This is a genomic window from Bacillus sp. NEAU-CP5 (assembly GCF_026420705.1).
Classification (GTDB): Bacteria; Bacillota; Bacilli; order Bacillales; family Bacillaceae; genus Bacillus; species Bacillus velezensis.
The window spans coordinates 111,542-136,291 of the sequence record NZ_JAPMOV010000005.1; the positions used below are offsets into that span (position 1 = coordinate 111,542).

At 44.1% G+C, this 24,750-nt stretch carries 20 protein-coding genes and 2 pseudogenes; 11 read left to right on the plus strand and 11 right to left on the minus strand.

Annotated elements, in window-relative coordinates; translation table 11 throughout:
- The first annotated feature begins 7 nt into the window (after positions 1–7).
- From ligA to OTK50_RS15945, 3 genes are all read left to right on the plus strand, one after another.
- Entirely contained in the window at positions 8–2,014 is a 2,007-nt protein-coding gene (ligA, locus tag OTK50_RS15935) for an NAD-dependent DNA ligase LigA (protein WP_032872523.1), read from the plus strand.
- Between the two features lie 15 nt (positions 2,015–2,029).
- Positions 2,030–3,226 carry a CamS family sex pheromone protein gene (locus OTK50_RS15940; protein ID WP_007609871.1) on the plus strand — a complete coding sequence of 399 codons (1,197 nt, stop codon included), beginning with the start codon at positions 2,030–2,032 and terminating at the stop codon, positions 3,224–3,226.
- A gap of 237 nt (positions 3,227–3,463) precedes the next feature.
- Positions 3,464–4,459, plus strand: a complete 996-nt coding sequence (locus OTK50_RS15945; RefSeq protein WP_224224083.1) for a phosphotransferase enzyme family protein — start codon at positions 3,464–3,466, stop codon at positions 4,457–4,459.
- A gap of 36 nt (positions 4,460–4,495) precedes the next feature.
- Here the strand turns inward: OTK50_RS15945 and OTK50_RS15950 are convergent, their stop codons facing one another.
- Together OTK50_RS15950 and putP are read right to left on the minus strand one after the other, a co-directional pair.
- Positions 4,496–5,188, minus strand: coding sequence for an MgtC/SapB family protein (locus OTK50_RS15950; RefSeq protein ID WP_007609875.1), 693 nt, complete (start codon positions 5,186–5,188; stop codon positions 4,496–4,498).
- 120 nt (positions 5,189–5,308) lie between these two features.
- Entirely contained in the window at positions 5,309–6,787 is a 1,479-nt protein-coding gene (gene putP, locus OTK50_RS15955; RefSeq protein WP_012117009.1) for a sodium/proline symporter PutP, read from the minus strand.
- Between the two features lie 421 nt (positions 6,788–7,208).
- Here putP and gatC point away from each other — a divergent pair, with 421 nt between their 5' ends.
- Genes gatC through gatB form a run of 3 tightly spaced genes read left to right on the plus strand, consistent with a single transcriptional unit; the run spans position 7,209 to position 10,415 of the window.
- On the plus strand, positions 7,209–7,499 hold the full coding sequence (gatC, locus tag OTK50_RS15960) for an Asp-tRNA(Asn)/Glu-tRNA(Gln) amidotransferase subunit GatC (protein WP_003155732.1): 291 nt from the start codon (positions 7,209–7,211) through the stop codon (positions 7,497–7,499).
- Positions 7,500–7,513: 14 nt separating this feature from the next.
- The gene (gene gatA / locus OTK50_RS15965) at positions 7,514–8,971 is read left to right on the plus strand and encodes an Asp-tRNA(Asn)/Glu-tRNA(Gln) amidotransferase subunit GatA (RefSeq protein ID WP_224224084.1); all 1,458 of its coding nucleotides are present in this window, start codon (positions 7,514–7,516) and stop codon (positions 8,969–8,971) included.
- 13 nt (positions 8,972–8,984) lie between these two features.
- A complete protein-coding gene (gene gatB / locus OTK50_RS15970) occupies positions 8,985–10,415 on the plus strand; it encodes an Asp-tRNA(Asn)/Glu-tRNA(Gln) amidotransferase subunit GatB (protein ID WP_003155730.1) in 1,431 nt (476 codons plus the stop codon).
- 63 nt (positions 10,416–10,478) lie between these two features.
- Here the strand turns inward: gatB and OTK50_RS15975 are convergent, their stop codons facing one another.
- Positions 10,479–11,327, minus strand: a complete 849-nt coding sequence (locus OTK50_RS15975; RefSeq protein WP_224224085.1) for a TetR/AcrR family transcriptional regulator — start codon at positions 11,325–11,327, stop codon at positions 10,479–10,481.
- Positions 11,328–11,455: 128 nt separating this feature from the next.
- On the opposite strand from OTK50_RS15975, the gene OTK50_RS15980 reads away from it, so the two are divergent.
- The 3 genes from OTK50_RS15980 to rlmD all read left to right on the plus strand — a co-directional run bounded on the left by OTK50_RS15980 (position 11,456) and on the right by rlmD (position 17,196).
- The gene (locus tag OTK50_RS15980) at positions 11,456–14,599 is read left to right on the plus strand and encodes an efflux RND transporter permease subunit (RefSeq protein ID WP_032872515.1); all 3,144 of its coding nucleotides are present in this window, start codon (positions 11,456–11,458) and stop codon (positions 14,597–14,599) included.
- A gap of 152 nt (positions 14,600–14,751) precedes the next feature.
- Positions 14,752–15,663, plus strand: a complete 912-nt coding sequence (locus tag OTK50_RS15985; protein ID WP_007609891.1) for a diacylglycerol kinase — start codon at positions 14,752–14,754, stop codon at positions 15,661–15,663.
- 147 nt (positions 15,664–15,810) lie between these two features.
- Complete coding sequence (gene rlmD / locus OTK50_RS15990) at positions 15,811–17,196, plus strand: 23S rRNA (uracil(1939)-C(5))-methyltransferase RlmD (RefSeq protein WP_224224087.1); 1,386 nt, start codon at positions 15,811–15,813, stop codon at positions 17,194–17,196.
- A gap of 188 nt (positions 17,197–17,384) precedes the next feature.
- On the opposite strand, the gene OTK50_RS15995 is transcribed toward rlmD, so the two are convergent.
- A complete protein-coding gene (locus tag OTK50_RS15995; protein WP_052827154.1) occupies positions 17,385–17,852 on the minus strand; it encodes a hypothetical protein in 468 nt (155 codons plus the stop codon).
- 352 nt (positions 17,853–18,204) lie between these two features.
- Between OTK50_RS15995 and OTK50_RS16000 the strand changes: the two genes are divergently transcribed.
- The gene (locus tag OTK50_RS16000; RefSeq protein WP_003155721.1) at positions 18,205–19,158 is read left to right on the plus strand and encodes an ABC transporter ATP-binding protein; all 954 of its coding nucleotides are present in this window, start codon (positions 18,205–18,207) and stop codon (positions 19,156–19,158) included.
- Complete coding sequence (locus tag OTK50_RS16005) at positions 19,159–20,034, plus strand: ABC transporter permease (protein WP_007609910.1); 876 nt, start codon at positions 19,159–19,161, stop codon at positions 20,032–20,034.
- A 67-nt stretch (positions 20,035–20,101) separates the two neighbouring features.
- Here OTK50_RS16005 and OTK50_RS16010 read toward each other — a convergent pair.
- From OTK50_RS16010 to OTK50_RS16040, 7 genes and pseudogenes are all read right to left on the minus strand, one after another.
- Positions 20,102–20,365 (minus strand): annotated as a pseudogene (locus OTK50_RS16010) (TIGR01741 family protein); the annotation flags it as partial.
- A 91-nt stretch (positions 20,366–20,456) separates the two neighbouring features.
- A complete protein-coding gene (locus tag OTK50_RS16015; RefSeq protein WP_224224088.1) occupies positions 20,457–20,927 on the minus strand; it encodes an immunity protein YezG family protein in 471 nt (156 codons plus the stop codon).
- Between the two features lie 33 nt (positions 20,928–20,960).
- On the minus strand, positions 20,961–21,422 hold the full coding sequence (locus OTK50_RS16020) for an antitoxin YezG family protein (protein ID WP_224224344.1): 462 nt from the start codon (positions 21,420–21,422) through the stop codon (positions 20,961–20,963).
- 14 nt (positions 21,423–21,436) lie between these two features.
- Positions 21,437–21,925, minus strand: a complete 489-nt coding sequence (locus tag OTK50_RS16025; protein ID WP_224224089.1) for an immunity protein YezG family protein — start codon at positions 21,923–21,925, stop codon at positions 21,437–21,439.
- A 613-nt stretch (positions 21,926–22,538) separates the two neighbouring features.
- On the minus strand, positions 22,539–22,994 hold the full coding sequence (locus tag OTK50_RS16030; protein WP_173613769.1) for a TIGR01741 family protein: 456 nt from the start codon (positions 22,992–22,994) through the stop codon (positions 22,539–22,541).
- A 19-nt stretch (positions 22,995–23,013) separates the two neighbouring features.
- Positions 23,014–23,574 (minus strand): annotated as a pseudogene (locus OTK50_RS16035) (DNA/RNA non-specific endonuclease); the annotation flags it as partial.
- A 264-nt stretch (positions 23,575–23,838) separates the two neighbouring features.
- Positions 23,839–24,234 carry an immunity 22 family protein gene (locus tag OTK50_RS16040; protein WP_224224090.1) on the minus strand — a complete coding sequence of 132 codons (396 nt, stop codon included), beginning with the start codon at positions 24,232–24,234 and terminating at the stop codon, positions 23,839–23,841.
- Positions 24,235–24,750: the final 516 nt, after the last annotated feature.

The window sequence follows — 24,750 nt, forward strand, 5'->3', positions numbered from 1 at the left end:
GAACATGATGGACAAAGAAACAGCGAAACACCGGGCAGAAGAATTGCGCCGCACCATCGATCAGTACAGTTATGAATATTACACCTTAGATGAACCGAGCGTGCCGGATTCCGAGTACGACAGACTGATGCAGGAGCTGATTGCCATAGAGGAAGAGCACCCGGAGCTCAGAACGCCTGATTCGCCCACACAGCGGGTCGGGGGAGCAGTGCTTGAATCGTTTCAAAAGGTGCAGCACGGCACGCCGATGCTCAGTCTCGGCAACGCATTTAACGATGATGATCTCCGCGATTTTGACCGCCGCGTCCGTCAGGCTGTCGGTGACGGCGTCGCTTATAATGTAGAGCTGAAAATAGACGGTCTTGCTGTTTCTCTCCGTTATGAAGACGGCTATTTCGTCAGAGGCGCGACAAGAGGAGACGGAACGACGGGCGAAGATATCACGGAAAACTTAAAAACGATCCGCAACATTCCGCTGAAAATGAAACGGAACCTTTCCATAGAAGTGCGCGGAGAGGCGTACATGCCGAAACAGTCATTTGAAGCGCTCAATGAAGAAAGGCTGAAACATGAAGAGGAGCCGTTCGCCAATCCCCGGAACGCGGCTGCGGGCTCACTCAGACAGCTTGATCCGAAAATTGCAGCGAAACGAAATCTTGACATCTTCGTCTACAGTATAGCGGAGCTTGACGAGATGGGTGTGGAAACACAGAGTCAGGGCCTGGATTTTCTGGATGAGCTCGGTTTTAAAACAAACCAGGAACGGAAAAAATGCGCCACGATAGATGAAGTCATTGAAATGATCGAAGAGCTGCAGGCGAAGCGGGCCGATCTCCCGTATGAAATTGACGGAATCGTCATCAAAGTCGATTCGCTCGACCAGCAGGAAGAGCTCGGGTATACGGCAAAAAGCCCGCGCTGGGCGATTGCTTATAAATTCCCGGCGGAAGAGGTCGTGACAAAACTTCTCGATATCGAACTGAATGTCGGAAGAACGGGCGTGATTACGCCGACCGCCGTTCTGGAACCGGTAAAAGTCGCGGGAACGACGGTCTCAAGAGCATCCCTTCATAACGAAGATTTAATTAAAGAGAAGGATATCCGCATTCTCGATAAAGTGGTCGTCAAAAAAGCGGGCGACATCATCCCTGAGGTCGTCAATGTCTTAATCGAACAGCGGACCGGGGAAGAAAAAGAATTCAATATGCCGACCAGCTGCCCTGAATGCGAAAGCGAACTTGTCCGCATTGAAGGGGAAGTCGCGCTGCGCTGCATCAATCCGGAATGTCCGGCGCAGATCAGAGAAGGCCTGATTCACTTTGTCTCACGCAACGCGATGAATATTGACGGACTCGGAGAACGTGTCATCACACAGCTTTTCCGTGAACATCTCGTCCGTAATGTCGCTGATTTGTATAAGCTGACGAAAGAACAGGTTATCCGGCTTGAGCGGATGGGGGAAAAATCAACTGACAATCTGATCAGCTCCATCCAAAAGTCAAAAGAGAATTCGCTGGAACGCCTGCTGTTCGGTCTCGGCATCCGTTTTATCGGCTCAAAAGCGGCCAAAACACTCGCCATGCATTTTGAAAGCCTGGAAAATCTGAAACAAGCCACGGAAGAAGAGCTGCTTGCGGTAGATGAAATCGGCGAAAAGATGGCCGATGCCGTTGTCACCTATTTCCGCAAAGAAGAAATGCTTGAGCTTTTGAATGAACTTGAGGAACTCGGTGTGAACACACTCTACAAAGGCCCGAAAAAAGTAAAAGCGGCGGACAGCGACTCTTATTTTGCCGGCAAAACCATCGTGTTAACCGGAAAGCTTGAAGAGCTGTCCAGAAATGAAGCCAAGGCGCAGATTGAAGCGCTCGGCGGAAAGCTGACGGGATCTGTCAGCAAAAAAACAGACTTGCTGATTGCCGGAGAAGCGGCCGGAAGCAAGCTGACAAAAGCGCAGGAATTAAACATTGAAGTATGGAATGAAGCACAGCTATTGGGAGAGCTAAAGAAATAAGAGGAGTGTTTTCTATTGAAAAAGATGTTGGCATTGGCGGCGACGGCAACGGCGGCAGTACTCATGCTGTCGGCCTGTTCGCCGAGTTTCGGGGGGAACAAAGAGGAAGAGATCACGCAGAAAACGGCAAAGTCTTCTGAAAAAGCGATCATACCGAAATATAATATCTCTGATTCCTACTATAAAATGGTGCTTCCGTTTAAGGCCGGAAAAGCGCGCGGCCTGACCGCGGACCGGCTGAACACGAGGCTGGACATCGATGAATTCGAGACGGGTCTGATGCGGCTCGCTCAAGACACGTTCCCGACGGATGACTATTTGTATCAGGAAGGCCAGTATTTAGATGAGGACACGGTACTCAGCTGGCTTGACCGCAAAAAAGAGGGCAGTGATCTGAAAAAGGCGAAAAAGGCAGACGCCAATTTTCAGAATCTCGGCTTAAACCCCGTGCTGCCAAGCTCGGGATCGGCAAAAGAGAAAAATGAAAACAGTCCGATTTACTTAGCGTCCATGCTTGAGCAGGATTACTTAGTTAGAAAAGATAAAAATTCCATCCAGCTTGGCGGTGTCATGATCGGTCTCGCTCTCAACTCTGTATACTATTACCGCGAAAACACAGGTGATCCGCAGCAGGAAGTGGAGCTCAGCGATAAAACGATCCGCAGCCACGGTGAAGAAATCGCCCAGGAAGTCGTTAACCGCCTTCGGAAAATGGATAACCTGAAAAATGTGCCGATTACCGTCGCCCTTTATAAACAAGCGCCGAAAACATCAATCGTACCGGGGAATTACATTGCGAAAACAGAAGTCAAGGCCGGCTCATCCACCATTTCAAACTGGGATGATGTCAAAGAAAAGTACGTCTTCTATCCGGCGGATACAGACACGGCAAAGAAATACCCTGATGATTCCGAAGTGTTTAAACGCTTCAAAAACGCCATCGACAGCTACTTCCCGAATTACACCGGAGTCGTCGGAACGGCAATGTACGAAAACGATGAAATGAGAAAAATGAAGATTGAAATCCCGATGCAATTTTACGGGAAAAGCGAAGTTATCGCCTTTACCCAATACTTAACAGGTGAGCTGATGGATTATTATTCAAAAGGCTCAGTTGATGTCGAGATTAACATTACCTCGTCTGACGGCCAGGAAGCGCTGATCGTCCGCAATGCGGGTGACAAAGAACCGACCGTCCATATTTACGATTAACCAAGATGCCCTTGTTCATTTCTGTATGAGCAAGGGTTTTTTTATTGTGAATATCGTTGGAGAGAGGGATGAGGTATGTTAAGATATTTGTATAATTAGGAATTAACAGGAAAACACATTTCGTTTCTAAGCGGATGTTACTAATCTGCTGTGAAAAAAGAAGGGCAGGAATGTTGATGAATGACATTTGCTGAGTACACACACCGCCTACAAACGTTATGAAAAGGGTGAATCAGCATGCATAAAGATATTAAAGCGATTTTTGAGGAAGAAAAGGTACTGGCTGAGGCCGGTGAAATATACGGCTTTACCAAGTTTCAATTTATTGCGGACGCAGAGAACTACGTATACGAAATTGTGAAAGATAACGAACCGTATATCTTAAAAATTACGCATACGATCAGAAGAACACCGGAATATATTCTCGGAGAAATGGAATGGCTTCATCATCTGGCAAAGGGAGGGCTTTCAGCAGCAAAGCCGATTCCTTCATTAAATGGCAGAGATGTCGAAGAAGTGCCGGATGGAAAAGGCGGAGCGTTTTTAGTAAGAGTCTATGAAAAAGCGCCCGGACGCAAAGTGGAGGAATCAGACTGGAACGGAACTCTGTTTTACCAGCTTGGAAAATACACGGGGAACATGCACCGGCTGACAAAAAGCTACCGTCTGAGCGACCCGGCATATAAAAGGCAGGAATGGGATGAAGAGGAGCAGCTGAAGCTGAGAAAATATGTGCCCGCAGATCAGCATCTCGTATTTGAGCGGGCGGATGCTCTAATGGAAAAACTGCGCCGTTTGCCGAAGAATCCTGAAAACTACGGCCTTGTGCACGCCGATCTGCACCACGGTAATTTCAATTGGGACAACGGAAAAATCACGGCATTTGATTTTGATGATATCGGCTACAATTGGTTTGTGAATGATATCAGTATTCTGCTGTACAACATATTGTGGTATCCGGTCATCCCGTATGAAGACAAGGCCGCGTTTACGGGTGAGTTCATGACACACTTTATGAAAGGCTACAGGGAAGAAAATGACCTTGACCCCGCCTGGCTTGAACACATCCCGGATTTTCTCCGGCTGCGCCATATGCTGATCTACGGATTATTGCATCAGGCGTTTGACCTCAATTCACTCGGGGACGAGGAACTTGAGATGCTGAAAGCCTTCAGGCGCGATATCGAAAACGAAACCCCGATTACGGAGTATAACTTTTCTGCATTCGTATAAATAGAAAACGCCGGCTGAATCCAGCCCGGCGTTTTTTTATAACGTATCACACTTCACTCCGACGACACCCTGAATTTCTTTAATATCATAATAGACGTCAGTGGTGTAGCGGTTTTTGTGAACACTGACTTTCACTTCCATAATCGGAAATTCTTTTTCGCGCAGATCATCAATCCGGACGGAGTGAATGCGGAGCCGTTTGCTTTTCATTTCTTTTAGAATTTCGGTCATTTTGTCTTTATCGGAAAGAGACATTCTCACGCGGATATCCTTCTCCTTCAAGCGGTTGGGACCGATTTTTCTGATCAGCCACGGAAGAAATTCGACACTGATCAGGATAAACAAGAGGCTTGCGAACGCCTCTTTATAAAAGCCGGCGCCTGTAGCCAGACCGAGCCCGGCTGCGCCCCAGATGATGGCCGATGTCGTCAGGCCGGATATGACGTCATTGCTTTTACGCAGGATCACGCCCGCGCCGATAAAACCGACGCCGGAAATGATCTGGGCGGGGAGGCGGAGCGGATCCATCATAATACGGTAATATTTTGGGAAATGATATGCCGCATTAATGCTGACGATCGTCAGCATACAGGAGCTGACGGCGATGACGATACAGGTTTTCAGTCCGAGCGGTTTGTTTTTCAGCTCGCGTTCAAGACCGATGATCATGCCGATCAGCGTGGCAATGCCCAGCTTTAATAAAATGTCTGGTTCGATAGGCCAGCTCAATTTGCACAGCACCTCCGCAATTTTTCTTATAATAAATTGATATGATTTTCTCACAGTATTTATAGCAGGACAAGTGCGGAAGAAAAAAGCCGTCAGGGATAAAATCTGACGGCTTTGTGTCTATTTCTTGTTTTTCAAAAGAGCTTCCATCCGGCTGAACAGCTGATAAGAAGCATCGGCCGGTTTTTTGGTCAGTAGGCTGACGGCAATACCGGCAATCAGACTGAGGAAGAACCCCGGAATGATTTCGTATACGCCGGTTGAAGCGGCAAGCCCTGTGGTGATCCAGATTAAAACGGCCGCGGCCCCGGTAATCATCGCCGCAAGCGCTCCCCATTCATTCATCCGTTTCCAGTACAGACTGAGCAAGAGCGCCGGGCCGATAGCCGAACCGAAGCCTGCCCACGCATATCCGACCAGATCAAGAATGGTGCTGTTCGGATTCATGGAAAGCAGGATGGCGATAACGGCCACGATCAATACCGACAGGCGTCCGGTCATGACCAATTCTTTATCGCTCGCTTCCCGTCTGAAAAAGGCGCGGTATAAATCTTCCGTAATGGCGCTTGCCGTTACGAGAAGCTGTGAGGAAATGGAACTCATGATCGCCGCTAAAATCGCGGACAGCAAGAAGCCCGTAATCAGCGGATGGAACAAGATTTTAGAAAAAATAATGAAAATCGTTTCCGGATCTTTTACGGAGACTCCGAAGTGATGAGAATACGCAACCCCGATAATCCCGGTAAGCAATGAACCGACAACTGAAATGGCCATCCAGCTCATCCCGATTCTGCGGGCGGGTTTTAAATCTTTCACTTCTTTAATCGCCATAAATCGTACGATGATATGAGGCTGGCCGTAATAGCCGAGTCCCCATGCCAAATAAGAAATAATGCTAATGACGCTCGCGCCTTTAAAGATATCCAATAGTTTCGGGTTAACGGCGTTGATCGAATCAATCGTCGTTGAAACGCTCCCGAGCTGGGTAAAAGCAACGATCGGCACAAGCACTAATGCCGCAAACATGATCGCTCCCTGCACAAAGTCAGTCAGACTGACAGCGAGGAAACCGCCAAACAGCGTGTAAAGCACAACAACACCGGCCGTTAAAAACAAACCGAATTTGTAGTCGGCGCCGAATGCCGATTCAAATAACCTGCCTCCGGATACCATCCCGGACGATGTGTACAGTGTGAAAAAGATCATAATAATCACGGCGGAAACAATTTTCAGCAATGATGACGAATGGCGGAACCGTTTATCGAAGAAATCGGGAATCGTAATCGCATCATCCGCAACTTCCGTGTAAGCGCGCAGCCTCGGAGCAAGCAGCAGATAATTTGAATACGCGCCGATCGTCAAACCGAGCGCCAGCCATAAGGTCGATAACCCCGTTGCGAACATTGCGCCGGGAACTCCCATCAGCATCCATGCGCTCATATCGGCCGCACCTGCGGACAGCGCCGTTACGAACGGGCCGAGTCCTCTTCCGCCCAGCATGTAATCATTAATATTCGTTGTCTTCCTGAATGCGTACCAGCCGATTAACAGCATGGCAGCAAAGTAAATGCCAAGAGATATAATTAGTTCAATACTCACGTTTTTGGTCCCTCTCTTCTTTCATGTAAATGTTGCATCACCTCTGTAGATTAGTAGTGCCGGAATATGCGCCGGCGATCCAGCCTTTAGTCATCATTCCATGCGGATCGCATGATTTAGTGCTGGCTATGGTTACTAAACCTAACAAAGTATCCCCGATCAATCAACTCTCGAAACCTGGCCCACTCAAGGAAAAAATCCCCGCCAACATAGAACAGCTTAGAGATGAAAACGCTACCAATAAGTTATAAAAGTAAAAATTTTCTGACATATAATTCGTTTCTCTTTCTCCCCGATTTAGGATAAAATAGAGAGGGTTTCATCATGCCTCAGAAGGCGGCGTTTTGTTGCTTTAGAGGGCTCGTTTTTGATATGATCAGTATTATATGACGAAACGGAGAATTATGCGGAGGTGGATCTTATGTCACGAATTTCTATAGAAGAAGTAAAGCATGTCGCTCATTTGGCGAGACTCGCCATTACGGATGAAGAAGCTGAAATGTTCACAGAACAGCTTGACAGCATTATCTCGTTTGCCGAGGAGCTTAATGAAGTGGACACGGATAACGTGGAACCGACAACACACGTGCTGAAAATGAAAAACGTAATGAGAGAAGATGAAGCGGGTAAAGGCCTTCCGGTCGAGGATGTCATGAAAAATGCTCCCGATCATAAAGACGGCTATGTCCGTGTGCCATCTATTCTGGATTAAAGGAGGGAGACAGTATGTCATTATTTGATCACAAAATCACAGAACTGAAACAAATGATACATAAAAAAGAAATCAAGATTTCCGATCTTGTTGATGAATCTTACAAACGGATCGCATCCGTGGATGATAAGGTGCAGGCGTTTTTACAGCTTGATGAAGAAAGAGCCCGCGCTTACGCGAAAGAACTTGACGAAGCGGTTGACGGACGGTCTGAACACGGTCTTCTCTTCGGAATGCCGATCGGCGTCAAAGACAACATCGTGACCAAAGGGCTTCGCACAACATGCTCAAGCAAAATCCTCGAAAACTTCGATCCGATTTACGATGCGACGGTCGTGGAGCGCCTTCAAGCTGCTGAAGCCGTCACGATCGGAAAGCTGAATATGGATGAGTTCGCGATGGGTTCTTCTACTGAAAACTCCGCGTACAAAGCGACGAAAAACCCTTGGAATCTCGATACGGTTCCCGGCGGATCAAGCGGCGGTTCCGCAGCTGCGGTTGCCGCGGGCGAAGTGCCGTTTTCACTCGGATCTGATACGGGCGGCTCCATCCGCCAGCCGGCTTCTTTCTGCGGCGTCGTCGGATTAAAGCCTACATACGGACGCGTGTCACGTTACGGTTTGGTCGCTTTTGCGTCTTCATTAGACCAGATCGGACCGATCACAAGAAACGTAGAAGATAACGCATTCCTGCTTCAGGCGATTTCAGGCCCGGACAAAATGGACTCTACGAGCGCCAATGTCGAAGTGCCGGACTTTCTTTCTTCATTAACTGGCGATATTAAAGGCTTAAAAATCGCCGTACCGAAAGAATATCTCGGAGAAGGCGTCGGCAAAGAAGCGAAAGAATCGGTTTTAGCCGCTTTAAAAGTGCTTGAAGACCTCGGAGCGACATGGGAAGAAGTATCTCTGCCGCACAGCAAATACGCGCTTGCGACGTATTATCTGCTGTCTTCTTCCGAAGCGTCTGCAAACCTTGCGCGCTTTGACGGCATCCGCTACGGCTACCGCTCAGACAATGCGGACAACCTGATCGACCTTTATAAACAGACACGCTCAGAAGGCTTCGGCAATGAAGTGAAGCGCCGCATCATGCTCGGCACCTTCGCGCTCAGCTCCGGCTACTATGACGCGTATTACAAAAAAGCGCAAAAAGTGCGCACGCTTATTAAAAAAGATTTTGAAGACGTATTTGAGAAATACGATGTCATCGTCGGACCGACAACGCCGACACCGGCATTCAAAATAGGCGAAAAAACCAACGACCCGCTCACAATGTACGCCAACGATATTTTAACGATTCCTGTCAACCTCGCGGGTGTGCCGGGAATCAGCGTGCCGTGCGGATTTGCGGACGGACTGCCGCTCGGACTGCAAATCATCGGAAAACACTTCGATGAAGGCACTGTATACCGCGTCGCTCATGCTTTTGAGCAGGCAACAGATCATCATAAAGCGAAACCTGAACTGTAAGGGGTGAAATGAAGTGAACTTTGAAACGGTAATCGGACTTGAAGTCCATGTGGAATTAAAAACAAAATCTAAAATTTTCTCAAGCTCACCGACGCCATTCGGCGCGGAAGCGAATACCCAAACGAGCGTCATAGACCTCGGCTATCCCGGCGTGCTGCCCGTTTTGAACAAAGAAGCGGTCGAATTCGCGATGAAAGCCGCAATGGCTTTGAACTGCGAAATCGCAACGGATACGAAGTTTGACCGGAAAAACTATTTCTATCCGGACAACCCGAAGGCATATCAAATTTCTCAATTTGACAAGCCGATCGGCGAAAACGGCTGGATCGAAATCGAAGTCGGCGGAAAAACGAAAAAAATCGGCATTACCCGTCTTCACCTTGAAGAAGATGCGGGAAAACTGACGCATACGGGCGACGGCTATTCCCTCGTTGACTTCAACCGCCAGGGCACGCCACTTGTCGAGATTGTATCTGAGCCGGATATCCGCACACCGGAGGAAGCTTACGCATATCTCGAAAAGCTGAAATCAATTATCCAATACACAGGCGTTTCCGACTGTAAAATGGAAGAAGGTTCACTGCGTTGTGACGCCAACATTTCCCTCCGTCCGATCGGCCAGGAGAAATTCGGCACAAAAACGGAGCTGAAAAACCTGAACTCCTTCGCGTTCGTGCAAAAAGGACTTGAGCATGAAGAAAAACGCCAAGAGCAGGTGCTTCTGTCAGGCGGAGTCATTCAGCAGGAGACGCGCCGCTATGATGAAGCGACGAAAAAAACCATTTTGATGCGTGTCAAAGAAGGTTCTGACGACTATCGTTATTTCCCTGAGCCTGACCTTGTCGAGCTCTACATTGATGACGAATGGAAAGAACGCGTAAGAGCAACCATTCCTGAGCTTCCGGACGAGCGCCGCAAGCGTTATATCGAAGAGCTCGGTCTGCCTGCTTATGACGCAATGGTTCTGACGCTGACGAAAGAAATGGCTGATTTCTTCGAAGAAACGGTCAATAAAGGCGCAGAAGCCAAGCAGGCATCAAACTGGCTGATGGGTGAAGTCTCAGCTTACCTGAACGCCGAACAAAAAGAGCTTGAGGATGTCGCGCTGACTCCTGAAGGCCTTGCCGGCATGATTAAGCTGATTGAAAAAGGAACCATCTCGTCCAAAATCGCGAAGAAAGTCTTTAAAGAATTAATTGAAAAAGGCGGCGACGCAGAAAAAATCGTCAAAGAAAAAGGCCTCGTGCAGATTTCTGACGAAAGCGTGCTTCTGAAGCTGGTAACAGATGCGCTTGACAGCAACCCGCAGTCAATTGAAGACTTCAAAAACGGAAAAGACCGTGCGATCGGCTTCCTTGTCGGGCAGATTATGAAAGCCTCAAAAGGACAGGCCAACCCGCCGATGGTCAACAAGATCTTACTTGAAGAAATCAAAAAACGATAAAAAAAGCAGCCGCCTCTAAGGGCGCTGCTGACACGGAGACCGGTAAGCGCCGGTCTCTTTTTTTTATAAGCTGAAATAGGTTTCAATGGAAGCCCGCAGCGTTTCAATCTGTTCAGTTCCGCTGCCTGCCAAGTTGGACAGCATTCCTTTAATAATCGGTTTTCGCGGCTCTTCCTTTGCGCATTCCTCTTCAATGACTTCAAGCGATACGAGGACGTCCTCAGGCAGCCCCTGCTGTGCTTTTATCTTTTGAATATCCGCAAGCAGTCTTTCTCTGTCCGCCGCGGGCTGAGTGAAGATATCCTCAGGCAGCAGCGGATCGGGGTTGTCTTTTATCAGTCCCGTAATCAGATCATCGATTCTGGCAATCAGAAAGGCTGCCACGTTTTCCGTCCGGAATGCCGTATGTTCATTAAAAATCAAGAAATGAATATAGGAGCTCACAATTCCTTGCGCCATAACGGACGCATCCGCTAAAAACGGTGAGACGGCATCTCCGTAAACGGAGAGCAACGCATCCCGATACAGCATGTTAAATTGAATATTGGCCTCATGAAAATACTGTTTGACCTTTTGATTTTCAGGAATGACCTTTTCGCTCAGCAAGAGAATGATAAAGTCCTTGTGCTCCATGAATTCCTGGAATTGATAAGCGATTTGTTTTCGGAATACGTCCTTAGGCGGTTTATGCTGATGTTCTGTTTTGATTTTCTTTATTTCTTCCATAGACATGCCGATGTAATACTCACATGCTGACAGCAAAAGGTCTTCTTTTGATTTGAAATGGAGATAGAAGGCTCCTTTTGAAATTCCGCATTCACCGGCGATTTCCTGAATGGTTGTTGAAGAAAACCCTTTTTTGGCAAATAAATGGATGCCTGTTTTTATGATTTTCTCTTTTTTTTCGTTCATGACGTGCTTCCCCTTAATCCTGAAAAATTTAGAAAAATTTACTGCCTTATTAGTTGACGATGTTGAGTTATACCGTTTAGTATTATATAGAATGACCAGTCAGTCAATAAAAATTAACGGAGGACATGATGAACCACATTATTAACTTTGTACTGAAGAACAAATTCGCAGTTTGGCTGATGACGATTATCGTTACTGTAGCAGGGCTGTATGCCGGTATGAATATGAAGCAGGAATCCATACCGGACGTCAACATGCCTTACCTTTCAGTAAATACGACTTATCCCGGAGCTGCTCCGAGTCAAGTTGCGGATGACGTGACAAAACCGATCGAGCAGGCGGTCCAGAATTTAGAAGGAGTGAGCGTCGTAACGTCCACATCCTCTGAAAACGTCTCATCGGTTATGATTGAATATGATTACAGCAAGGATATGGACAAGGCGAAAACCGAAGTCGCTGAAGCGCTGGACAGTGTCAGCCTTCCTGACGACGCGAAAAAACCTGACATTTCTCGTTACAGCCTCAACTCTTTCCCGATTTTGACGCTCAGTGTGACAAGCGGCAAAAGCTCGCTTGAAGACCTGACCAAAAATGTGGAAAACACTCTCGTTCCTAAGCTTGAAGGCATTCAGGGCGTTGCGTCCGTGCAAGTTTCCGGACAGCAGGAAGAGCAGGTGGAATTCTCTTTCAAAGACAAAAAAATGAAAGAGTACGGACTTGATGAAGATACCGTCAAGAAAGTGATCCAAGGCTCTGACGTCAATACGCCGCTTGGATTGTACACATTCGGCAACAAAGAAAAATCAGTTGTCGTTAACGGAAATATTACGTCAATTAAAGATCTGAAAGATATGAGAATTCCGGTCACATCTTCTTCTGCCGCTCAAGGTCAAGCGGGCGGAGCCGGTGCGGCATCTGCGGCGGACGCTCAGGCTATGCAGCAGGCACAGCAAAGCGCGGCAGCAGGAGTGCCGACAGTCAAGCTTTCTGACATTGCCGACATTAAAGATGTGAAAAAAGCTGAATCCATTTCCCGCACGAACGGAAAGGACAGCATCGGAATTAATATCGTAAAAGCCAATGACGCCAACACGGTTGAAGTGGCCGATGCGATTAAAGATGAACTGAATCAATACAAAAAAGACCACAAAGGGTTCAAGTACAGCTCGACCCTTGATATGGCAGAGCCGATTACAGAGTCGGTGGATACGATGTTGAGCAAAGCGATTTTCGGCGCGATCTTTGCGGTCGTGATCATTCTCTTATTCTTAAGAGATATTAAATCAACGATGATTTCTATCATTTCCATCCCGCTGTCACTGCTGATTGCGCTTCTTGTGCTGAATCAGCTTGATGTCACATTGAACATAATGACGCTCGGTGCAATGACGGTCGCCATCGGACGGGTAGTCGACGACTCGATTGTCGTGATCGAAAACATTTACCGCCGCATGAGGCTGAAAGATGAACCTTTACGCGGGAAGCAATTGGTGCGTGAAGCGACGAAAGAAATGTTTAAACCGATCATGTCATCAACGATCGTAACCATTGCCGTATTCCTGCCGCTTGCCATGGTCGGCGGACAGATCGGCGAACTGTTTATGCCGTTTGCATTAACAATCGTCTTCGCGCTTGCCGCATCGCTGTTGATTTCGATCACACTGGTGCCGATGCTTGCGCACAGCTTATTCAAAAAATCGCTCACAGGCGCGCCTGTTAAAGCGAAAGAGCATAAGCCGGGCAGATTGGCCAATTTCTATAAAAAAGTGCTGAATTGGTCATTAAGACATAAATGGATTACATCTATCATCGCGGTTCTGATGCTTGTCGGCAGTTTGTTCCTCGTACCTCTGATCGGCGCGAGCTACCTGCCTGCGCAAGCGGACAAAACGATGCAGCTCACATACACGCCTGAACCGGGCGAAACGAAAAGCGAAGCTGAAAAAGCTGCGCAAAAAGCGGAAGACATGCTGCTTAAACGCAAACATGTCGATACCGTTCAGTATTCTTTAGGCTCGCAAAGTCCGCTCGGCGGAAGCTCAAACGGCGCATTGTTCTACGTGAAATACGAGGATGACACGCCTGATTTTGACAAAGAAAAAGACAATGTCTTAAAAGAAATCAAAAAAACATCCAGCCGCGGCGAATGGAAATCACAAAATTTCAGTTCGTCAGGCAACAACAACGAATTAACGTACTATGTGTACGGAGATTCAGAGTCTGATATTAAAGGCACGGTCAAAGACATCGAAGGCATCATGAAAAAGCAGAAGGATCTGAAAGACATCAACTCAGGCCTTTCCAGCACATATGATGAGTACACGTTCACCGCTGACCAGGAGAAACTCAGCAAGCAGGGCCTGACGGCTTCGCAAATCTCCCAAGCCCTGATGTCCCAAACGTCACAGTCTCCTTTGACAACGGTGAAAAAGGACGGCAAAGAGCTTGACGTCAACATCAAAACAGAAAAAGACCAGTATAAGAGTGTAAAAGAATTAGAGGATAAAACCATCACATCGCCTGCAGGCCAAGAAGTAAAAATCGGCGATGTGGCGAAAGTGAAAAATGGCACGACATCCGATACCATTTCCAAACGCGACGGCAAAGTGTACGCTGACGTAACGGCAACCGTCACTTCTGACAATGTCACGAAGGTGTCATCAGCCGTTCAAAAGAAAGTTGACAAACTGGATAAGCCGGACAATGTATCCATTGATACCGGCGGTGTATCAGCGGATATTGCTGATTCCTTTACGAAACTTGGGTTAGCGATGCTTGCCGCAATCGCCATCGTATACCTCGTTCTTGTGATCACGTTCGGCGGAGCATTAGCGCCGTTTGCGATTCTGTTCTCGCTTCCGTTTACAGTCATCGGCGCATTAGCCGGCCTGTATGTATCCGGAGAGACGATCAGTCTGAATGCCATGATCGGTATGCTGATGCTGATCGGAATCGTCGTCACAAACGCGATTGTCTTAATTGACCGCGTCATCCATAAAGAAGCGGAAGGCTTATCGACGAGAGAAGCGCTCCTGGAAGCCGGCTCTACGAGATTGCGTCCGATTCTGATGACGGCGATCGCGACAATCGGCGCCCTGCTTCCATTGGCATTGGGCTTCGAAGGCGGCAGCCAGGTCATTTCTAAAGGACTCGGTGTCACCGTTATCGGCGGTTTAATCAGTTCGACTCTGCTTACCCTTCTGATTGTGCCGATCGTATATGAAGTATTGGCGAAATTCCGTAAGAAAAAACCTGGAATGGAAGAAGAGTAAGACAGCGGGCCTTGGCTCCTTAAACGGAGCTAAGGCCTTTTTTCTTCTGGCAATTCCTGTACATATTGTTGCGATTTTCTCAAGTCATAGTATAATTAAAGGTTGTTAGTGTTAATAATGGATCGGATACTCTTAAGTAGGATGATGAGATAATGAAACGTGCACGCATAATATACAATCCGACTTCAGGACGGGAGCTTTTTAAGAAAAATCTTGCCCAGGTCCTGCAAAAATTTGAACAAGCCGGTTATGAAACCTCCACCCATGCCACCACATGCGCGGGGGATGCCACCCACGCCGCAACAGAAGCCGCTTTGCGGGAGTTTGACCTGATTATCGCTGCCGGCGGAGACGGAACGATTAATGAAGTCGTCAACGGTCTTGCGCCGTTAGACAAACGCCCGACACTCGGCATCATTCCGGTCGGCACGACAAATGACTTCGCCAGAGCGCTGGGCATTCCGAGAGAGAATATACTGAATGCCGCTGATACCGTCATTAACGGCGTAGCCCGCCCGATCGACATCGGACAGGTGAACGGTCAGTACTTTATCAACATCGCCGGCGGAGGCCGTCTGACGGAGCTGACGTATGATGTGCCGAGCAAACTGAAAACGATGCTCGGCCAGCTTGCTTATTATTTAAAGGGAATGGAAATGCTGCCTTCACTTCGACCGACAGAAGTCGAGATTGAATATGACGGCAAGCTGTTTCAAGGCGAAATTATGCTGTTTTTAGTGACGCTGACCAACTCGGTCGGCGGATTCGAGAAGCTGGCCCCTGATTCCAGCCTGAATGACGGCATGTTTGATTTAATTATTTTGAAAAAAGCCAATCTCGCGGAGTTTATCAGAGTCGCGAGCATGGCGCTCAGAGGCGATCATATTAACGATCAGCACATTATTTACACAAAAGCGAACCGTGTGAAAGTCAATGTATCAGAAAAGATGCAGCTGAACCTGGACGGCGAATACGGCGGCATGCTGCCGGGCGAATTCGTGAATCTGTACCGGCATATTCACGTCATCATGCCGAAGGAGAAAGCGGAACAGCTGGATGACTAATACGCGGACAAAATCCTAAAACAGTATTCGTTTTAGGATTTTGTCATCTTTTCAGCGTGATCGGAAACCTTTGAAGGCTGACATTGAATTTGAAGGTTTGCCAGCACGCTGAAACAAGGCTATTGGTAAAACTAGAGGTGATTATAGATGAAAATGAAACCCCCGATAGAAAAAAATGAATACTATGACGTGACATTTGAGGATTTGACGCACGAAGGAGCGGGCGTCGCAAAGGTTGAGGGATTCCCGATCTTCGTGCCGAATGCCCTGCCTGAGGAAAAAGCGCAAATCAAAGTGACACGCGTCAAAAAAGGCTTCGCTTTCGGCCGCTTGATTGAACTGAAAGAAGAAAGCCCGCACAGAACGGATGCCCCGTGTCCGATCTACAAGCAATGCGGAGGCTGCCAGCTTCAGCACATGACCTATGAAGGCCAGCTCTTGTTTAAACAGAAACAAGTCAAAGACGTCTTAGAACGGATCGGCAAGCTGGATCTGTCCAATGTCACCGTGCACCCGACGCTCGGCATGGAAGACCCGTGGAACTACAGAAACAAAGCACAGGTGCCTGTCGGTGAAAGAGAAGGCGGACTCGTCGCCGGATTCTATCAGCAAAGAAGCCATGACATCATCGACATGAGCGCCTGCCTGATTCAGCAATCCAAAAATGACGAAGCCGTCCAAACCGTCAAAGACATTTGCGCAGCATACGGTGTCAAAGCTTACAACGAAGAACGCCATAAAGGCTGGCTCCGTCACATTATGGTCAGATACGGTGTCGTCACGGGCGAAATGATGATCGTCTTCATCACAAGAACAAGCGATTTCCCGCACAAAGCGAAGATCATCGAAGACATTACGGCGCAATTCCCGCACGTGAAATCCATCGTGCAGAACATCAACCCAAACAAAACAAACGTGATCTTTGGGAACGAAACAAACGTCATCTGGGGCGAAGAATACATCTACGACCTCATCGGAGACGTCAAATTCGCCATCTCCGCCAGATCGTTCTATCAGGTCAACCCGGAACAGACAAAAGTGCTCTATGACAAAGCGCTTGAGTACGCGGAGCTGCAAGGGGAAGAAACCGTCATCGACGCCTACTGCGGCATCGGAACCATTTCTCTCTTCTTAGCGAAGCAGGCGAAGAAAGTATACGGCGTCGAAATCGTGCCGGAAGCCATCGAGGATGCGAAACGCAACGCTGAGCTGAACGGCATCACAAACGCGGAATTCGCGGTCGGAGAAGCAGAAACCGTCATTCCGAACTGGTACGAAGAAGGCATCACGGCCGACACCCTCGTCGTCGACCCGCCAAGAAAAGGCTGTGACGAAGCCCTCCTGCGGACAATCATCGACATGAAACCGAAGCGGGTGGTGTACGTGTCCTGCAACCCAGGAACGCTTGCAAGAGACCTGCGGGTGCTTGAGGATGGCGGGTATCAGACGCGAGAAGTGCAGCCGGTGGATATGTTCCCGCATACGAATCATGTGGAGTGTGTGGCTGTGCTGGAATTAAGAGAAGGTAACTAGCCCTTAGGGATGGTTGCCTTTTTTTAATCCGCATTTTTTTGCATTCAGGACGAACTCGTGACAGGAGAGGAGTGCCAGAAGATGTTTGGTTAACGACTATAATATAGCTTTCTATACATCTCTTTATGTAATAAAGGGTACCTTTTTAGGAACCCTTTATTAATATTCACTCTAGAGGGGCAGCTTTTTTAATACACTTTCATATCTTGTTTTTTCTCCTTACTAATCATTACTTTTTCTAAATAACTCTTAAGAAATACATTATCTATCCTATCTGGAATGTAACCCAGACGTTTATTTAATATATTCTCTATGATATACATTTTCTTTGTGTAATATTGGTAACTATCCGTTGCGATTTGAACACTTTCTGATTCATTTCCCTTTTCTGATTCAAGTCGAGATTTATATAGCTGATCATACTTCTGTTTGCGTATTTTTCTTGAGAGCCGCAGTAAATGAAATAATTCAATTGTTGGCAGAGTCATTATTTCTGGTGTAGACTTATCCAAATCTAATTCAGAAGTATGCTCACGATATTCTATGATTTCACGTTTGCCATCTCTCTGAACATTATGTATGTACATTAAGCAAAAACTACAGTAATACTGATTATCCTTTTGAATTGAAGTTGCACAATAAGGGCATGTTTCCATTACGTTCTCCTTTCTGAATATTCTAAGATAATATGTATTTCGGTTACAAACAAGAATTTTAAATAGTATTAGAGATTCTTAACCAATAAAAACCCTTTTTATGATAAAAGGTTTATTGATTACAGCTTATATAAATTTCATGCAAAATCAATAGTGATCCCTGTGTATAGAAAATCCACCGATCCTAAACCCAATAACAAAACGCGAAAATAATAAATTATATCGTTATAATAAAGATAATTATTTATAAAAAGATAATAAAGTTGGATAAAAATGAGGAAAATTCTGGCGGGAATGACGATATAAAGTTAGTGAACAACGGTATAGAATCTTACTTTTCGAGGTGAAAAGAATGGGAGAAGAACAAGACATTATTACAGTAACGGATCTGCGCAAAAAATATGGATCATTTGAAGCAGTGAAAGGAGTATCCTTTTCTGTCAAACGCGGCGAGCTGTTTGCATTTCTGGGAACGAACGGTGCAGGGAAATCGACCACTATCGATATTCTCTGTACGCTGATTAAAAAGACATCCGGAAAAGTGGTAATAGACGGTTATACACTTGGTGAGGGGAAAGAGAATAATCATATCCGCAAAAAGATCGGAGTCGTTTTCCAAGAGAGCATTTTGGATGAACGATTGACCGTTTATGAAAATATCATGAACCGCGGACAATATTATCATTTAAGCAAGGCACAAGTGCAAGAGAACTATCAGTTTGTAACAGACTATTTAAAATTGGATGATATTAAGGAGAAAAAATACAGCGATTTGTCAGGCGGACAAAGAAGAAGAGCGGATATTGCCCGTGCCATCATCCATAAACCGACTATATTATTTTTAGATGAGCCTACTACAGGTCTTGATCCGCAAACGAGAGTTTTTGTTTGGAATGCGATTAAAAGGCTGCAGGAAGAGACAAACATGACGATCTTTTTAACGACCCATTACATGGAGGAGGCCGCTGTGGCTGATAACGTTGTGGTCATCAAAGAAGGACGTCTGATCGCAGAGGGTACACCGAGTCAGCTGAAAGATCAATATGCGTTTGACAGTCTGCATATGATGTTTAAGCAAGGCGTTGATCCGACTGCATGGTTTGAAAATAAACAACTGGATTTTACGGTTAAAAACTCTATTTATTCCCTTCGTGTAGAGTCCACTCTCCAAGCGTTTGACATTTTGAAAGGTCTTGAAGGAAAAATTGAATCTTTCGAGGTGATTAAAGGGAATATGGATGATGTGTTTATCCACATTATCGAAGAACAAGGAAGCAGTTTGCCAGTAAAGGGGAGCATTGCATAAATGAAGTCTTTATCCAGTTTAATCAGCAGAAATATAAAAATATACTTCCGTGATCGAACGCTTTTGCTTCTTTCTTTGCTGTCAGTATTTATCGTCATTCTGTTATATGCCGTGTTCTTACAGCAGACACAGCTGGACGCCATTAAGGCCTTGGTCGGTTCGACAGATGATTCCAAAGCAATGGTGAACGAATGGATGGTGGCGGGATTGCTGTCCATTACAGCTGTGACAACGACTTTAGGCGCTTTCGGAATTATGGTGAAAGATAAAGAAAGCAAGAGAACGTATGACTTTTTAACAGCTCCTTTATCAAGGGCGACCATCCAATTGAGCTATGTCATTCATTCATTTGTCATCGGCTTGATCTTTTCTTTCATCGCCTTTTTAGGCTGTGAAATTTTTCTCGTTTCAACAGGCAGCAAGCTTTTAAGCGGAACAGATATACTTGAAGTATTGGGGATCATTATTCTTTCAGTTGCACTGTCAAGTTCCATAAATTTATTTTTAACGCTGTTTATTCACACACAAAATGCATTTTCGACGTTAAGTACGATTGTCGGAACAGCCATCGGTTTTTTATGCGGAGTATATGTGCCGATCGGCGGCGTACCGGTGTTTGTGCAGAAGATTATTATGTACTTCCCTATCAGCCACACCGCCGTTCTGTTCAGAAAAGCGTTTATGACAGACTCAGTTGATAAAGTATTTAAACATGCCTCTGCGGACCAAATACAGGAATATGAAAAGCATTACGGGATCGTCTACAAGTTAAACGGCCATTTTATCAGTACGGCAGCAAGCTTGTGGATCATTGTTATTACAGCCATCATATTTACCGTCATATCTATTTTCATATTTAAAAAACAAAATAAATGACCTCTTCAGACGATACATAACGATGTAACAGGCAGCATCCGTTTACTGGATACTGCCTGTTATGTTTATCATTATTCTTTTTGTGCTCAATTCTTAATTCCTCAAAAAGTTCACGGATTTCTCTTAATAAAGTTTTGAAGATATCTTTACTTACACTGTATCGGACAGGTATATCTTGCGAATAAATCAGTTGACGTTTTTCTGGTGTCTTGAAGTGAAAGAGAACCATGGTAGAGTCATCTAATACTTCTGCATAAAGATATATTTTTGTCCATTCACAAGGTATGATGTCATTTAATTTCTCACCAATAATCTGGTACAGATCTTGCATTTTCTTATTTTTCAACCTTTTCACCTTCAATCGTCGAGAAATCTTAGTTATCAAAAATAGCCCAGCAGAGAAGCGCTGAGCCATTATTGATTTATAGACCGAAGTAGCTTATTACAAATTCTTTATCGTTCTCATCTTCAGGCAATATCCCTAAATTTTGATATTTCCAAACATCTCGTCTTTGAAGGTCATCAAGTTCAGGGGATAAAACATCATCATCAATATAATCAATTGAAAACTTTCCGGTGTTTTCTAATTTTAAAGTGAGATTAGTCCAAATATCTTGGTTGCCTAGTTTAAATTCTTCTTTTAGTTCTTCAAATAGCTCTTGAAGTTCAATTAGCAGTTGATCGTAAATCTCTTCGCTCACATCAAAATGTTCAGGTATATAATGAGAAAATAAATAATCACTGTTATTTGGTGTTGTAAAATAAAAGTATATATCCGCTGAGTCATCAAGTATTTCAGCATATAAAACGATCTTTTCCCATTGAGATGGAATCATTTCATTTAGATGTTCAGCAATCTTTTGATATAGTTCACCCATTTTTTGAGTTTCCATTGATGATCCTCTACCTTTGAATTGTTGATGGCATTATTTAATATTTAGATAATCCTTAACAAATTCTTTGTCCTCTTCGTCTTCAGGGAAAATCCCCAAGTTATTGAACTCCCAAATCATTTGTCTATCGTATTCGTCCAAATCAGATTCAATAACATCTTCATAATCATAATTAATTGAGAACGTTCCAGTGCTTTCAAGCTTCAGGGTCAAATTTGTCCATGCTTCGGGATTATTTTCTTTAAATTCATTGTGTAACTGTTTAAATAACTCTTGAAGATCTAATAATAGTTCTGTATAAATTTTTTTACTAACTTGAAATTGTTCTGGAATGTCGTGAGAGTATATATATTCATCAATTTCTGGTGTTTGAAAGAAAAAATACACTTCTCTGGAGCCGTCTAATATTTCTGCATAAAGAACAACTTTGCTCCATTCAGAAGGAATTATTTTTCCTATGACATCAGTTATTTTTAGATAAGTTTTTTCTAGCATCATATCCCAATTTATTAAATTGGATTTTCAGGATATTCATCTAAATATTTTTTTATTAATTGTTGTAATGATGGATCCTTAGGTTCTTCTCCTAGATATTTAAATTTCCAGATGATAAGCTGATCACTGAAACTATAATCTGTCTTAAACCAATCTGTATAATCAAAGTTGACAGTTAATTTTCCTGATTTCTCTAGGCTAAAAGTGAAGGAATAAAATAATTCTTGATCACGATCTCTGAAAACATCTCTCATTTTTTCGCTTAGATTAAATAATTCCATCTCATACTGATCGAATTCATTTTCGTCAATATCAAATTCAAACGGAATTTCAAGACTGTACTTAAAATGATTAGGTTCATTTTGAGAATTGTAAAAAAAGTAAGTGCCTCCGCCTGTCTCTGAAATCTGAGCATAGAACAAAAATTTCTCCCATGGTTCTGGTATCATTTCGTTAACGGTTTCAGCTATGTTTCTATATAATGCATTTAATTCATTCTCCAAAAAGAATTCACTCCCAGCCGTAGCCATTTTGGACAAAGTTCTATCAAGTCATGAAATAAGGAAGTTCTACCGTGATTTTGGGACCGAATAAAGGCTCTGTTTTTATATCAAGATCACAAATGACTCGTTCATTTCTTGATAATCAAGTTCGTTGTATCCTATTTCTTTAAAATTTGAATTCACTTTTGTGCCTATTCTGTTGATTCATAGAATAAGTCTCTGTACTGAAACCATCTAAAGTTGAAATTGACCTAAGGAGATCAACATTTTTTATTTTGAACCTGTGCTATAGATAATAAACAGGAGCTAATTTCTAAATCATAAGTTTACCAGAGTAATTTACATGAAACTCATTACTTCTCTATTGAGGAAATTCAAAGTAAAATGAAGCAGAGGTCCAGATTTCACCCATGCTTATATTCTCAAATTGTATCTCCATTGTTTTTACAAATGTTTTATTCTTTGAGTAGTGTATAGCTGTTTACATAATGATAGATAATTGTTCTGAGAAAGGTTAGCCTCATTATAGAGTTAATTTATTTTATATAGAAAACATTTAAATCTATGGTTTATAAAAAATAGCTCAGCAGAGTAGGGCTGAGCTATTTTTTAATTATAGACCGAGGTAGCTAATTACAAATTCTTTATCATCGTCATCTTCAGGCAAAATACCAAGGTTTTTATATTCCCATATTGCGATTCTTTCATATCCATCTAAATCTGATGCTAAAATATCATCATAATTATAATCTAATTGGAATTCTCCGCTACGATCCAATGTTAGTGTAAGGTTAGTCCAAACATCATCGTTATTATTTCTGTGTTCAGTTTTTAATTCTTCAAAAAGTTCTCTTAGTTCTCTTAACAACGTCTTGAAAATGTCCTTGCTTACATTGTAATGGCTAGGTATATCTTGTGAATAAATAATTTGATTATTTTCTGGTGTTCTGAAGTGAAAAAGAACCATTGTGGAATCATCTAATACTTCTGCATAAAGATATATCTTTGTCCATTCACCAGGTATAATGTCATTTAGTTTTTCTCCAATAAGTTGATATAAATCTTGCATTCTCTTAGTTTCCATTAGGTTAACCCCCTCGCTGATTTTTAATAGAGACGCTTATTTCATTTCTGCTCCCAATTTTGTAGGTTACATCGAAATATGATGGTCTAAGTGAATCTCCAGAATAGACTGGTTCTATTTGAACTGCTACTTTTTTAGGTGGTTTTTTGCTTAGGGCTTTTGCCCACTCTTGCTCCATCTCATACCATTTCCCGCCGCTCCTATTAATCTGAGAATTCATCGGCACGATGTTGTCGAATTGGCCTGAGCCTTTGAATTGAGTGGCGATTAGGTGGCCTCCATCGTCATCTGTCAGACGGTCTGGTTTACCTGCTTTTGACTGTGCATATTGGTTGCGTTTTGCTTCTCCCAGCTGCAAGTCTGCTTTGACACTTGTAATTCTACCATAGTTGTCAGTGGTGTACGTGTAGCCTTCTTTTGTTTTGTAAATGACATTCGGCTTCAATACTTTCTTTCTGGTCCATTTCGCAAAATGCTCTCTGTATTTGACCGTTACCGGCGGTACATGCGGTGCCGGTGTCCGCCTACCGATTGCGGAGGTTCCGTACGGTTTCGGCAGTACCACGCATGGAGTGGGCGATAGTGGAGAATAACCTCCAGTTATAGTTAGTACTTTGTCTGTGAGAGAACGCCCCTCCTTTTGTTTATTATAGATGTTTATAGTCTTTTAGGTTTTACACGCAAACAAAAAAGGCCTCTGAAAAAAAGAGAGCCTTCTTCTAGTCATCCTACTTTTTATCTTCTTCCAAGTAGTATGAATAACCATCTAATAAAATCTCTACATTATGAAAATGTAATTCTGAATTATGTTTTATTATGATTTTTTCTTTTATACATAGGAAACTGCTCCAATAAATTTAAATGAATAGTTTTTTGCAGTTATTTCTTTCTCCCTGCCGTCATATTCAAAATCATATAAAAGAACAGCAGCATTGATTTGATCAGGGAGTGTGGTACCTACCATGTTTTCGAAACGAGGTAAGATGACACTATCGTATGAACAGCCGTCAATTAGTGCAGGTAAATTGTTACGATTATTTTCATGTGCAACTTTTTCTATAAAATCTTCATCTAAATCATCGATATCTATATCAAAGTCAATTAAAAATTGGGAAGGAAGAAAATCACCTTCATCTTCATTGTAAACTAATTCAACATATTTACTTAATGATTCATTATCCTTTATACTTCCGATCCACAATGATACGTAATTTTGACGTTCCATATAAACCTCCTATTATTTAATCCTCAATCCTTTTGGCAGGGCTTCTACTCCACCTTTAAGTCTATAGTTTGCCCAATTGTTCAATCTGCGGACAAATATATTATAGTTCAGAGATGAATCAATAATTCCTAGCAATTCATTATGGGCAGCTGTAGAGCCCAATCCTCCGTGTTTACCAACAGGATTTACGAACTCAACTTCGTTTATGGCAGTTCTTAAATCTCTTATTTGTTCCGCTGTAATATTCCAATGTTTGTATCAGAAGATAATCACTACCTTGACAGGGTAGAGGTCGCTGGTTCGGGCCCAGTCGGAATCATAGACGAAACCCTTGCTACGAAAGGGTTTTTTACTTTCCCTTAATAAGCCGGTTTATCAAATTCGCAAGTTGTTGGCGAACTTGATTTTTTGGCTCGAAATTTATTGTTCGTATCTCTTTTAGGGGCAAAATTGTTGAAAAGTTCAGCTAGTGATGCCGTCAAGTAGATCCAAACCGCACTGTCGGTATTGCATTTC